This window comes from Kitasatospora sp. NPDC058032, from assembly GCF_042885845.1.
Taxonomy (GTDB): domain Bacteria; phylum Actinomycetota; class Actinomycetes; order Streptomycetales; family Streptomycetaceae; genus Kitasatospora.
In genome coordinates this window covers 124,624-137,603 of record NZ_JBHVRK010000013.1, presented here as the reverse complement: position 1 = coordinate 137,603, position 12,980 = coordinate 124,624, and the positions used below count along the sequence as shown (strand labels likewise).

7 protein-coding genes are annotated in these 12,980 nt (G+C 72.3%); 1 reads left to right on the top strand and 6 read right to left on the bottom strand.

What is annotated here, in order from left to right:
- Window positions 1-130 precede the first annotated feature (130 nt).
- Window positions 131-886: a pyruvate formate-lyase-activating protein gene (gene pflA, locus ACFVUH_RS21775; RefSeq protein ID WP_355376349.1), complete on the top strand. Its 756-nt coding sequence runs from the start codon at window positions 131-133 to the stop codon at window positions 884-886.
- Between the two features lie 70 nt (window positions 887-956).
- On the opposite strand, the gene ACFVUH_RS21770 is transcribed toward pflA, so the two are convergent.
- From ACFVUH_RS21770 to ACFVUH_RS21745, 6 genes are all read right to left on the bottom strand, one after another.
- Window positions 957-2,318 carry a hypothetical protein gene (locus tag ACFVUH_RS21770; RefSeq protein ID WP_387914970.1) on the bottom strand — a complete coding sequence of 454 codons (1,362 nt, stop codon included), beginning with the start codon at window positions 2,316-2,318 and terminating at the stop codon, window positions 957-959.
- Window positions 2,319-2,612: 294 nt separating this feature from the next.
- Window positions 2,613-2,996 (bottom strand): hypothetical protein, encoded by a 384-nt coding sequence (locus ACFVUH_RS21765; RefSeq protein WP_387914969.1) that lies wholly within the window; start codon window positions 2,994-2,996, stop codon window positions 2,613-2,615.
- A gap of 355 nt (window positions 2,997-3,351) precedes the next feature.
- On the bottom strand, window positions 3,352-3,873 hold the full coding sequence (locus tag ACFVUH_RS21760) for a hypothetical protein (RefSeq protein ID WP_387914968.1): 522 nt from the start codon (window positions 3,871-3,873) through the stop codon (window positions 3,352-3,354).
- A 70-nt stretch (window positions 3,874-3,943) separates the two neighbouring features.
- Window positions 3,944-5,485 (bottom strand): alkaline phosphatase, encoded by a 1,542-nt coding sequence (locus ACFVUH_RS21755; protein ID WP_387914967.1) that lies wholly within the window; start codon window positions 5,483-5,485, stop codon window positions 3,944-3,946.
- Window positions 5,486-5,654: 169 nt separating this feature from the next.
- A complete protein-coding gene (locus ACFVUH_RS21750; RefSeq protein ID WP_387914966.1) occupies window positions 5,655-6,482 on the bottom strand; it encodes a poly-gamma-glutamate hydrolase family protein in 828 nt (275 codons plus the stop codon).
- A 138-nt stretch (window positions 6,483-6,620) separates the two neighbouring features.
- On the bottom strand, window positions 6,621-12,827 hold the full coding sequence (locus ACFVUH_RS21745; RefSeq protein WP_387914965.1) for a glycosyl hydrolase family 18 protein: 6,207 nt from the start codon (window positions 12,825-12,827) through the stop codon (window positions 6,621-6,623).
- Window positions 12,828-12,980 lie beyond the last annotated feature (153 nt).

Here is a 12,980-nt window from a genome sequence, read left to right as displayed (position 1 = left end):
GCTCCCCCCGCCGGACGCCCGCTCCGCGCCGGGCATGGGCGTGCGCCGCGCGGCCTTCCCCCCCCGCCCGGCCGGGGTGCCGACGGCGCACCACCGGAGAAACGGCGCACCACCGGAGAAGGAGACCCCCATGGCCGACGAGGCCCCCACCGCGCCGGTGACCGGCAGGCTGCACTCCTGGGACCTGTCCACCGGCGTCGACGGCCCGGGCACGCGCTTCGTCGCCTTCCTGGCCGGCTGCCCGCTGCGCTGCCAGTACTGCCACAACCCCGACACCCGCTACCTGGCCGACGGCCGTCCGGTCACCGCCGACGAGATCGTCCGGGAGGCCGCCAAGTACACCACCTTCATCGGGGCCGCCGGCGGGGGCGCGACCGTCAGCGGCGGCGAGCCGCTGCTGCAGCCCGCGCTCACCGGCGAACTGCTGCACCGGTTCAAGCACGAGCTCGGGCTGCACACCGCCCTGGACACCTCCGGCTACCTGGGCGCCCGCGCCGACGACGCGCTGCTGGCCGACACCGACCTGGTGCTGCTCGACATCAAGTCCTGGGACCGCGCCCTGTACCGCCGGGTGACCGGCCGCGGGCTCTCCCCGACCCTGGACTTCGCCCGCCGCCTGGCCGGTCTGGGCACCGAGGTCTGGGTGCGCTTCGTGCTCGTCCCCGGTCTCACCGACCCCACCGAGAACGTCGAGGGCGTCGCCGCCTTCGCCGCCTCGCTCGGCAATGTCACCCGCGTCGACGTCCTGCCCTTCCACAAGCTCGGCGCGGCCAAGTGGAAGGCTCTCGGCCTCGACTTCCCGCTCGCCGACACCCCGGTCCCGACCGCCGACCGGACCGCCGCGGCCCGCGCGGTGTTCACCGCGCACGGCCTGTACGCGGTCTGAGGCGCCGGGCCGCCGTTCCCGGCCGCACCGGTGGGCCCGAACCGTGTCGGGCCCACCGGTGTTCCGTGCGCTACCCGTGGGTCAGCGAACGGGTGTAGACGTGCCAGTCGTAGCTGCCGGGGCCGCCGGGGACGAGGTTGCCGCTGGTGCTGGCGAACAGCACCGTCCGGCCGTTCTCGGGGACGAACGGGTCGAGCGAGGCGCCGTCCTCCTGGGTCCCGTCGACGGCCGTGCTGACGAGTTCGGTGCGGCCGCTCCCGAGGTCCTGGCGGTAGAGGTTGAACCGCGCCTGACCGGCCCGGATGATCGTGTCGGAGCAGCCGCCGGAGAAGTAGATCCAGCGGTCGTCGGCGGTGATGGCCGCCCCGGAGCTCCCCCAGCAGATCGCGTCCGGGTTGGCGGAGGTCCGGATGCTCTTCACCCGCCCCGTGCGCAGGTCGCTGACGAACAGCTCGGTACGGGACTTGCCACCCGGCAGCGGGGCCGCGGCGAGCGCGTAGGCGGCGTAGCGGCCGTCGGGGCTGAGCCGGAGCACCTTGTCCGCCGAGCCCGGCGTTCCGTCGGGGTCGAGACCGGCCACGACGGTGGTGCCGCGGTGCAGGTCGGTGGCGTACAGGGTGGTGTAGCGCTGCCGGAGCACGCCGGCGTCGCCCCCGGGCGCGGCCGGCAGGAGGTTCGTCGCCTTGGAGCTGTAGCCGACCGTCCGGCCGTCCGCGCTGATCGTCGGGTTCTCCGACGGGCCGTTGGCGGGCTGCCCGTCCGCCCCGACGCTGACCAGCCGGGTGGCGCCGGTGACCCGGTCCGCGACGTAGACGTTGCGGGTCTCCGAGGTGACGGCGGCACCGGCCACCGCGTCGTCGCGGGCCGACATGAAGGCGACGTGCCGGCCGTCGGCGCTGATGACCGGCTGGTAGGAGCCGTGGTCGCCGGTGCCGGACGCGGTGCCGTCGGTGAGGATCTGGGTGCGGCCCTTGAGCCGGTCGCGCACGTAGACGTTGAACACCCCGTTCGCCTCGCCGGAGAACGCGATGTAGCGGCCGTCGCCGCTGATCCCCGCCTGCTCGGAGGCGTTGGGCACCGGGGTGCCGTCCTCGGCGCGGCTGACCAGCTCGGTCCGGCCGGTGCGCAGGTCACGCACGTACAGGCCGTAGGCGGGGGCCGCGGCGCCCGCCAGCAGGTTGGTCGCGGAGGAGCCGAACAGCGCGTACCGGCCGTTGGCGCTGATGCCCAGGGTCATCGACTGGCTGTCCGCCCGGACACCGTCGGTGCCGAGGTCGACCTGGGCGGTGGGGCCCCAGGTCGGAGCTGCGGCCTGGGCCGGTGCGGCGGTGGCGGCGACGGCCGCGGCCACCGCCAGCACGCAGGCGGCGCGGGCCCATCCGCGGGTGCGGGCCGTTCGGTTCGTCGCCGGTGTCTCTCGCGTCGCGCGCATGGTGATGGGTCCTCCCCGGGTCGTCGGTCCGGCCCGCCCCTGCTCCCCGTGTCGGCGGGCCCGGGGAGAGCCAAGCGCCGGACGCGGCCGACGGTCAACCGTCCGGGGGGAAACCGGCCGCAGAATACGTCTCGGGTGCGCCGTGCGGACCGGTCCGCCGTGGCGTTCGGTGCCGGATCACCCGGTCCGCCCGCCGGGTTCCGGCGGCCCGTCCCGGACATCGAGGACGCCTGAGCGCGGAGCGGACACCGGCCGGGCGGGGCGGGGCCGGGGCCCGCCCGCCCGGGATCCGGGTCACGCCTCGCGGCGGCGGCGGAATATCCGGCGGACGGCGAACACGATCGCCACCACGAGCCCGATGAAGAACAGCACGATCAGCAGCACGATGACCAGGGCGGCGATGCCGAGCTTCTTGAAGAAGCCGCCCTTCTTCTCCTTCTTGTCACCGGACGCGAGCGAGCCCGCGAGCGAACCGGTGCGGGCGGCACGGTCGTCGGCGGGCCGCACGGCCTCCGCCGACCCCGCGGCCGGAGTGGCCGGGGCGTTCGGGACCGCCGCCTCGACGGCCACGGCGGCCCGGGTGGCAGCGGGCACGGCCTGGGCGACGCCGGGCGCACCCAGCACCAGCCCGACCAGTACGAGGGCGGGGGCAACCTTCGCGATCACACGCGAGCTCACTGCTACTCCTGTTGTCTCTGTCGGTGTACGGCCGGCGGCCGGATCCGGGCCACCGGATCCATGGACGGCACGACCGTCGACCGAGCACCCCAGGGGCGGCTCGGTCGGGCCCGCACCATCCTCCGCCACCAGCCGAAATCTACAGGACTGTAGAGATTGAGGGAACCGGCGCCCGGAGTCGCCCCACCGCACGACCCGCCGTACGCGGCCCGGGAGCTGTCCCCGCGTCAGAAGTCCGGGGCTCCGGGCGGAGCGGATCACATGGTGTTGACGATCAGCCCGATGTGGGTGAAGTGGTTGAGCCCACCCGAGGGCAGGAGGACGCCGAAGGCGAGGGCGGGTTCACCGGAGGTGGCTACTCGTTGACCAGCACCGGGATCGACAGCACGGCGCTCACGGGGGTGCCGGTGAGCTTCTCGGCCACCGCGGTGAAGTCGATGCCCTCGCCGGCCGCGCGCGGGCCGTCGTGCCCGCCGGTGGCGGGCTCCTCCTCCTGGTAGTGGAAGGCCCCGGTGCCGACCAGCCGTCCACCGTCGTCGTAGAACGCGGCGCCGATCTCCAGCACCAGCACGTCGCTGATGTCGGAGGTGACGGTCAGGTGGCCGCCGACGGTGGAGCCCTTGGAGAGGGTCAGCCCGGTGAGCTTCACCCGGTCGGTGAACGGGCCCTCCTGGACCTGGACCTCGCCCGACGCGGCCGGGGTGGCCAGCACGGCGGCCGGCGCCGCCGCCTGCTTGGGCGCGGGCAGTGCCAGGGTGCTCGGTGCGGCCGGGGAGGCCGGGGAGGCGTCGGCTCCCCCGCCGCCGCCGGAGCAGCCGGTGAGCAGGCCGAGGGCGAGGGCGGCCAGGACGGCGGCGGTGCGGGCGCGGTGCTTCATGCGGACTCTTCCTGGGGGTGCGGGCCGGGGCCGGGAGGAGTGCTCCCGGCCCCGGGGTGGGATCCGGACGTCAGCGCTGCGGCGACCGGTTGAAGAGCGCGCGGTACATCTTGCCGTACAGGTCGGTGTTGTCCTGGCTGGCGGCGAAGCGCTGGCCGCCCGGGCCGTAGGCGAAGATCGGCACGTCGGCACCGGTGTGGTTGCCGGACAGGTAGGTCAGCCAGAGGCTGGCCTCGGGGGTGCCGTCGGCGACGCCGGGAGCGTCGTCGGGGGTGCGGAAGGTCGCCGGGGCGAAGTTCTTCGGGTCCTTGGAGCCGGCGCCGTTGACGATGCCGCCGGAGCGGGTGGCGTCCTTGGTGTTGCCGCCGGACGTACGGGCCGGCGAGCTGTTGTTCGCCGGGTTGCCCGCGTCGTTGTTGGCCGGCGGGGCAGCCGCCTCGGCGTTGGTGAAGGTGCCCTTCTCGATGATGTTGAAGCCGGCGCACTCGTGGTCGGCCGTGACGATCACCAGGGTGTGGCCGTCCTTCTTGGCGAAGTCGACCGCCTTGGCGACCGCGTCGTCGAAGGCCTTGATCTCGCCCAGGGTCTGGTTGGCGTCGTTGGCGTGCGAGCGCTTGTCGATCTGGGCGCCCTCGATCTGGAGGAAGAAGCCCTTGTTCTTGCCCTTCTTCGCCGACAGCAGGTCGAGCGCCTTGGTGGTCATGTCCGACAGGGTCGGCTCGGCCTTCTCGGCGGCACCGGCCGGCAGCGCGGCCTTGGCCGCCTCCACGGTCAGGTTGCCGCGGTTGAACAGGCCGACGACCTTCTTGCCCTTGGCCGCGTCCAGGTCGGCCTTGGTGGCGACCTTCTGGCTGGCGGCGGTCTGGGCCGGCAGCGCCGGGTCGCCGAAGCTGCCGAGCACCTGGTAGCCCTGGGCCTCCAGCGCCTTCTGGTCGTCCGGCTCGAAGCGGGCCAGGCCGCCGCCGAGCACGACGTCGGCCGTGCCGTTGCGGGCGATCTGCTCGGCCACCGGGGTGATCAGGGTGGTGTCGGCCGGCTTCGCCTCGTAGGTGCCGTCGGCGTTCTTCGGCAGGCAGGCCGCGTCCGAGTACGTCGGGCCCTGGCAGCCGCGCAGCAGCACGTGGCTGAACTGGCCGGCCGGGGTGGCGTCGGTGATCTCGGCGGTGGAGACGTTGCCCGTGGCGAAGCCGGCCGCCTTGGCCTGCTCCATCAGGGTGGCGACCTTCTTCTCGTACGAGTCGACGCCGAGCGCCGCGTTGTACGTCTTCACGCCCGAGGACCAGGCGGTCGCGGCGCTGGCCGAGTCGGTGACGAGGGCGGGCTTGTTGCTGCCCTTCTCCACCGCGTAGGTGGCGACCTGGCCGACGAACGGCATGCGCTCCATGTTCAGGCGGCCGGAGGCGCCGTAGAAGCGCTCGCGGCCGGCCGTGACGTGGGTGCGGCCCATGCCGTCGCCGAGCAGGTAGATGACGTTGCGGATCTCGCCGTCGCGCCCGCCCTGCTCGTTCTGGTTCTGGTGCGAGGGCTCGGACCAGGCTGCGACGGACGAGCCGCCCACCAGGGTGGACGCCATGGCGACCACCACCGCGGCCTTGAAGGCCTTGCGCTGCATAGGGATGTCTCCTCGATGCCTCAGCGCGCCCGGCGATCGAGCCGCGCACGCGCCCGGGGAGTAGCCGGGCGGCTGTGACGGTACGGAGAGTGTGTAAACGCACGTCGGCCTGAGTGTGTCGTCCCGTCAAACACCTGTCCCCCGTCGCGCCCGTCGTGGGCGAACGGCGTCAGAGCACCGGCTGCGTCGCCTCCAGCCGCTGGATCGCGGTGCGGGCGGCCGTCACGAAGCTCCAGAAGAGCGGAAGGGTGTTGCTGGCCCGCTCGGCGCGGGTGTTCTTGCCGTCGGCGAACATCGCGGCGCGCAGCTCGGTGGTCATCTCCAGCTGGGCGCCCTTGCCGAGCAGGCTGCGGTTGCAGATGTTGTCCGGCGAGATCCCGGCGATCTCCTCCTCGCCGGAGGCCGTCACGGCGCGGATGCCGGCCGCCGTGAGCTCCTCCGTCAGGTACTGGCGGAAGGTGGCGTTGAGCCCGCCGACCAGCACCGCGCGGGCACCGGCCTCCAGGCCGGCCTGAGCGGCGGTGCAGCCGTGCAGCGACAGCACGTTGAGGCTTCCGGCGCACATCGCGCGGGCGACGGTGTCGTCGTTGTGCGTCGAAGTGACGTGCAGGGCGCTGTTGTTGGAGGAGCGCAGGCCCTCGAACATCCAGAAGTCGTGCACCGGCCCGCCGGCCGGGACGCGGCCGAGGTCGGCCGGGTGGTAGCCGGCGACGGCCAGGCACAACTCGGAGGTTCCGCCCTCGATCCCGCCGCCGTGCGGCGCGATGACGGTGGTTCGGACCAGCCCCGCGCGGGCGGCCGGGTCCTGGTCGTCGACCAGGTGCCGACGGGAGCGGCGCCCGTAGTCCACCCCTTCGACCAGGGACGGGTCGGAGTAGAGCGCCGTGTTGGACGCGTAGAGGTCGGCGGCCCGGGCCGGGGAGCTACGCAGGGCGGCGTCCAGGGCCACGAGGGCCGGAGCGGTGGCGAGCGCGGCGATCAGCGAGCGACGGTTCATCACGGGCAATGATCATGACAGAGGACCCCGGGCCCCACAAGGGCAACGGGCGCCCCACCCGCCGCAGAGCCGGAGCGGCCGGCCGGGCACCGCACGTGGCGTGCGGTGCCCGGTCGGCCGGTTCTCCCGTTCCCCGGGTTACGGGACCGGGCCGAGCCGCTTCCAGGGCCGGCCGCCGTTGGCTTCGGCGGTGCCGGGGGTGGCGGTGGTGTACCACTGGGCGTACCAGTAGGAGCCCTGGTACTTCACGAACGCGGCCGTCGAGGCGGCCGGATCGCCGGTGAGCAGACGGGTTCCCCGGGCGGTGGCTCCGCCGGAGGCCTCGATGTCGTTGCCGCCGGCGGACCGGATCTTGAACAGGCCGTTGTGCCTCGGTGCGCCGGGGGCGCCCTCGCTGCCGTTGTCGGCGATGGGCACGAGCCGCCACTTCTGCTCGCCGCGCCCGTCGCACGGGAGGGAGGCGACGTCCTGCCGGACGGCGGTGGCGGTCAGGCACCTGCCGCCGCCGCCGACGGTGTAGAGGCCGCCGCCCGCGTCCTGGAACTTCCAGTACTGGTTGGGGTTCTGGTCCATCAGCTCCACGAGGTGGGCCCGGGACTGGTCGGGGTAGTTGTCGATCATCATCGGCTTTCCGGCCGGGCTGTCGCCGTACTCGGCCATCCAGCCCTGGGCGCCCTTGTCGTACAGCCGCCACAGCCGTCCGCCGTCGGGCCGGTAGACCTGGCCCGACTGCCAGTCCGGCGCCTGGCAGGAGCTGCCGGCCGCGGGGGTGGGCGGGGTGACGGTCCGCACCTCGCGGCGCTGGTCCCCGGTCGAGCCGAACTCGCGTCCGCCGATCCGGAAGGTGACGTTGGCGGGTCCGGTGACCGGCAGGTAGTACTTCAGCTCGATGTCCCGGGACTTGCCCGGCGCCAGGTCCTCGCAGTAGCCGAGGGTGACGGTCAGCCGGTGGAAGTCCCCCTGGAGTCCGCCCGTGTTGGGGCCGGTGTGGCCGGGGACGAGTCCCTTCATCGGCTTGTAGTCGTTGTCCTTGACGACGGGCGGCGTCGAGGTGGGCAGGTCGAGGGAGATCTCGGTGCCCTGGGCGAGGGTGACCCCGCTGTTGTTGGTGATGCGCAGCTTCGGCTGGACGGGGTAGAAGTCGTTCTCCCCGCTGGGGAACTCCACCAGTTCGGCCTTGACGTCGATCACCTCGGCCGGCTGCGGCCGCCCGCCCGCCTTGGTGTTGCCGGTGGCGCCGGCGCCCCGGAAGGCGTTGTCCAGCCGGGTGGTCAGGTCGTAGCCCATCCCCCACTCCCCGCCCGGGCGTTGGGCGTAGTCGCCGGACAGCTCCCAGATCATCGCGCCGCCGATGCCCTTGTCGACGATGTACCGGGCCTTGGCGTCCAGCGACTGCTCGTTCTCGGTGGACAGGAACACCTTCTTGGTGTCGTTCCACAGCCAGGACGCCCGCAGCGCGTCCGAGTACTTCGGCGTGTACGTCCCCGTCAGCACCCCGCTCGGCAGGTTGGTGTCCACCCCGTACGAGCGCAGGTAGCCGGGCGTGCGTCCGTCCTGGAGGTTCTTGGTGTGCCACAGCGGGTTGGAGCCCGCGCCGACCTCGCGCTCGTTCTCCAGGTCGTGCCAGAGGTTGTCGATCCCGACCGCGCCCAGCCCGCAGGACTGCGCGTTGGCGGGGCCGCGGCCGCCGGTGCCCAGCGGGCACTGCGCCTGGTCCGGCATCGCGGCCGTGCCCCACAGTCCGTCCGTGCCGCCCTGGACGCCGCGCCAGCCGCGGGAGTAGTACGGGATGCCGAGGTTGATCCGGCCGGCCGGCAGGGCGCCGCGGTAGTAGTGGTAGGCCCAGTCGACGTTGAAGTAACCCTCCTTCTGGTAGTCCTTGGTGTCGGGCGCCGTGTCGTTGTAGATCCCGGCGGCCGCCAGCTCGTTGTCCCGCCCGTCGTCGTACAGCGGGGCCTGCGGGCCGACGAACTTGTTCCACGAGCCGTGCAGGTCGTAGGTCATGACGTTGACGTAGTCCTGGTACTGCAGCGCCTGCCCGGCGTCCAGCCCGCGCACCAGGTAGCCGGAGGAGGAGCCCGCCGAGGTCAGCAGGTAGTAGCGGCCCGACGCGGCGCCGGCCCGGTCCAGCCGCTCGCGCAGCGTCTTCATCAGCGCGTTGTAGCCCTGCTGGAGGCCCTTGCGGCGCGGGTTGGAGACGTCCCAGTCCAGCGGGCTGCCGGTGTTGGGCAGCGCGGTCGGGTACTCGTAGTCGATGTCGACGCCGTTGAACCCGTACCGGTCCAGGAACGCGGTGACGGAGTCCGCGAAGGTGTCGATGCCCGCCTGGTTCACCGAACCGTCGGCGTTGGTGGCCATCGCGTAGAAGTTCCGGGTGCCCTCCCAGCCGCCGACCGAGATCAGCGTCTTCACCGCCGGGTGCTGCTTCTTGTAGGTGTTCAGCAGGTTGAAGTTCCCCTTGTACGGCAGCGCGCCGTCCATGGCGTTCTTCGCCCCCGGCCAGGTCAGGCCGGTCGCCGGGTTGGCCGGGTCGTTCGGGTCGCCGATGCTGATCCGGTTGTCCTGCACGCCGGCGAAGGCGTAGTTGATGTGCGAGACCTTCGACCAGGGGATGTTGGACGCCAGGTACTTGGGGTCGCCGCCCGCGCCGGTGCGCCGGCCGTTGAAGTAGCCCACCACGCGCCGGGTGCGGTTGTTGCCGACCCACTCGCGGCCGGCGCCGTCGTACACGTCGCAGTACCGCGCCGACACGCCCGGGGTCGGGGTCATGCCCTCGGGGCGGCAGTCCCCCGCCGAGGCCGGCTTGGTGCCGCGGTCGTCCGGGGAGGCGTCGAACGGGTCACCCGCGTCGCCGCCCTCGGGCTGGCCCACCGGGCGGGCGGACAGCCGCCACTTCTGCGCGGGGCTCCCGGTGCAGTCCGAGATCTGCAGGGGCCGGGTGGTGTCGGCGCCCGGGACGTCCAGGCACTTGCCCGTGGCCGGGTTCTTCAGCTCCTGGCGCGCCGTGTGGATCCACTGCTGGGCGGAGCTCCCGGTGCACGTGTACAGCTGGACGGGCGTGCCGTTGGCGCTCCTCCCGCCGTCGACGTCCAGGCACTTGGCGAGCGACTGCAGCGTGCCGTCGGTTCCCACCGTCCAGGCCTGGCCGTCGGAGCCGGCGCAGTCCGCCAGCCGGACCGGGGTCCGGTCGTCGCGGCTGCCGCCGCGCGGCTCGACGCACTTGTCGCCCAGGCCGCGGATGGTGCCGGTCTCGGTGCCGGTCCCGTTCGCCCGGAACTTCCAGCGCTGGGCCGGGTCGTCGACGCCGCAGGGCGTCACCGCGAGTGCCTCGCCCTTGCCGCGGGCGGTCAGACAGCCGCCGTCGGTACCGCTGACCAGTGTGTACCAGCCGGTGCCGGCGCCCTTGATCTGCCACACCTGGTTGGTGTTGCCCTCCGCCGCCCGGACCAGGTGGGTGGTGTGCGGGCCCGGGTTGTGGTCGACGACCATGTCCGGCGCCGCCGCGGCCGCGAGCCGCCAGTTGCCGCCGCCCAGCGAGCGCGTCACCCAGCGCTGTGCGGGCGAGCCGTCGGGGTCCTGCGCCTGGACGCCGGTTCCCGCGGTGGTGTCGCCGCCGCTGAGGGCCATGGCCACGCCGGTGGCCGAGCGCAGCTCCATCTGCTGGCCCTCGCGCGGGTTGGTGCTGCCGTCCGGCTCGCGCGGGGTGATGACGATCTCGTCGGGGTACTCGATGTACCAGGTCTGCATGTCCTTCATGCGGTCCTCGGAGCAGCCGAAGACGCTGACCCACTTCCCGTCCGCTGTGTCCGTCCCCGGGTCCTGCGTGAGGCACTTGGGCGAGTCGCCGATGGTCAGTCTGACCTTCTTGGCGTCCTCCTCCGTCGGAACGACGGTCCAGCCGGCTTCGGCGCCCGCCAGGTACGTCCACTTGGTGACGGAGCTCCGGTCCAGGAACCCGCCGTTGCGCTGGGACTGCAGGGAGATCTTCGAGCCCACGTTGTGGAGCAGCCACCGCTGGCCCGGACCGGCTTCGTCGCGGCGGGTCAGGAGGTAGCTGTTCGGCTTCGTCCCTTCGTCGTCCAGCACCTCCCCCGTCGCGGTGTTGACCAGTCGGACGACACCCTCGCGCCGGGCGGACGCGTCGGGAGTGACGCTCATGCCGTCGCCCGAACCGGCGCAGTTGAAGATGTACTGCTTGGGGTCGGACGCCACGCTCCCGAACTCGGTCAGGCACCGCGACAACGCCTGCTGACCGAACGCGTTCGGGTGAACGGCCTCCTGGACGTCGCCCTGGGCGGTGTCGCTGAGCCAGCCCACCCCGGGAACGTAGGGCACCCACCGGACCCACTCGGCCTTCGCCATCGGCAGCGGCGCGCCGTTGTTGTTCGCGTCCGTCGCCTGGTCCGCGGTCTTCGCGCACAACTCGTGCCCGGCGAAGGCGTCCTGCACGTTCAGGAACTTCGCCCCGACCGACCCCGCCGCCTGCCGCAGCATGTCGGTGATGCGGGGCACCACCGAGTTGCGGGCCCACTCCGCGTCCACGTCGAGGAAGGGACAGCCGCCCTTCTTGTACCGGTCGCTGAAGAGCACGCCCTGCGGGTAGCGGAAGTCGTCCTTGGCGGGGAGGGGGCTGGGGTACGACTGGAGCACGATCTTGTAGTCCGACTGGCCGGCGGCCGACATGGTGCTGCGGATCGCGTTCAGCGTCTTGGTGACCTCGGCCCGCACGCCGTTCAGCTCCCTGCCGAACCGCTCCTCCTCCAGATGCTTGCAGGAGGCGTCCAGTCCGAAGAAGGCGCGTGCGCACGTCGACATGATGTCGGAGAACCTCAGGTCGTTGCCCCCGATGGAGACGACGACCATCCGGATGTCGTGGCCGGCCGCGAGGTCGGCCAGTTGCTGGATCTGCGGCTTCTCGCCCTTGAATCCGTCCGAGAGGATGTTCTTGGTGGTGGCCCCCGAGCAGGCGATGTTGAACCGCTGCTCGGGTGGGATGTCCTCGAACTCCGTTCCCTTGATCGGGGCCACGTCGGAGCGGTCGCACGTGTTGCCCTTGAAGTCGTAGGACGTCGCGTCGTACACGCAGTCCTGCTCCGGCCGGCAGCGTGACCGCCGGTCGGTCCCCCAGACGTCCCCCTCCGGCTTCGTGAGGGCGTTGCCCGCCCAGCGGCCGCCTTCGCCGGAGATGTAGCTGTCGCCCATGGAGACGATCGCCGAGGGTCTCGGAGCGCAGGAGTCGCCGGCGAGGGCGGTGGCGACGCGGGCCACCGGGCCGGGAGCCGTGTACACCGTCTGGTTGTCCCACGGGGGCACGCACTCCGGGTTCGCTCGGTCCGCGGAGAAGCGCACCGGGAAGTGGTCGGAGCCGCTGTTGTAACGGGTGGTGGCGACGGTGAGCCGGGTGATCGGGTGGTTGGCCACCATGTAGTCCAGCGCCGCGCCGGCCGTGTAGTGGGTGGGCACGGCGGGACCGTCGGCGTTGCCGCCCTCCCTCGCGAAGTACGTGCGCGTATTGCCCCACCCGAAGTTCTCCGCCGTGCTGTTGAAGTCGCCGAGCGCGCGCCACGGCTCGTGGCCGACCGCGGCCTCGATGGCCTCCATCAGGTCCACGGAGTGCGGATTGGGGGTGGTGTTCGTCCGGATCGAGGCCGCATGGATGTCGAAGTACCAGACGCCGTTCACCTTGATGCCGAGGGCCGGGCGGGACCTGATCCACCTCGTGGGCCGCCGCTGCAGCTGCGGGGTGACGATCCTGATGTCCTGGATCGCATCGACGGCCTCGCCCCGCACCCAGATCGCCATCGACTTCGTGGTGTTGTAGTCCGGGGCGGGCCGGTTGTCGGGGTCCTCCTCGTCGTCGGGGTCCCCGCCCACGGGCGGGTTCACGGCGGGACCCCACTGGTTCTTGGGAAGGATCTTCAGGTAGTAGAGCTGTCCGCTCGTCCCCTGCCGCGCGGTCCCGCCCCACCGGGTGGTGTAGAGGCGGTACTTCAGGTTCGGCTCACCGTGTCCGTTCCACTGCTGATCCGCCAGGTTGTCCCTGATGGACTGACGGCCCGGCAGGTTCCTCAGCTCGAACGGAGGGGTGCTGACCTCCTGGAGTGCCACCACATCGGCGTCCTTCAGGAGCGCCGCTCGGACGAACTCCCACTTGTTTCCGCCTTGGGAGTTGAAGCTCACCGCCCGCTGCTGCATCGCCGTCTCGGCGACGATCGCCGCAGCCGGCCCGGGTGGCAGCAGCAGCGCCTGCAACAGACCCGCGATCAGGGCCAGCCCCAGTAACTGGCCCCACATCCGGCGTCGGCCCGGGCGGTGGGTCCGCCGGCTCAGCCCTTGCATGGTCATGTACTCCGTTCCTCGATGGGACCGCTCAGGAACGGATCGTCGGCGAAGCCGGTACACAGCCGGTCGACACGGCGTCAATCGGCGTGGACGGCCGCGGTCCGAACCCTCTCGGGCGGAGCGTCTCAACGCGGTCGGCCGGGCGAACGGCGGGGC

Coding starts and splice junctions, on each gene's coding strand:
- pflA (WP_355376349.1), top strand. CDS start 131: ATGGCCGACGAGGCCCCCACCGCGCCGGTGACCGGCAGGCTGCACTCC.
- ACFVUH_RS21770 (WP_387914970.1), bottom strand. CDS start 2,318: ATGCGCGCGACGCGAGAGACACCGGCGACGAACCGAACGGCCCGCACC.
- ACFVUH_RS21760 (WP_387914968.1), bottom strand. CDS start 3,873: ATGAAGCACCGCGCCCGCACCGCCGCCGTCCTGGCCGCCCTCGCCCTC.
- ACFVUH_RS21755 (WP_387914967.1), bottom strand. CDS start 5,485: ATGCAGCGCAAGGCCTTCAAGGCCGCGGTGGTGGTCGCCATGGCGTCC.
- ACFVUH_RS21750 (WP_387914966.1), bottom strand. CDS start 6,482: ATGAACCGTCGCTCGCTGATCGCCGCGCTCGCCACCGCTCCGGCCCTC.
- ACFVUH_RS21745 (WP_387914965.1), bottom strand. CDS start 12,827: ATGACCATGCAAGGGCTGAGCCGGCGGACCCACCGCCCGGGCCGACGC.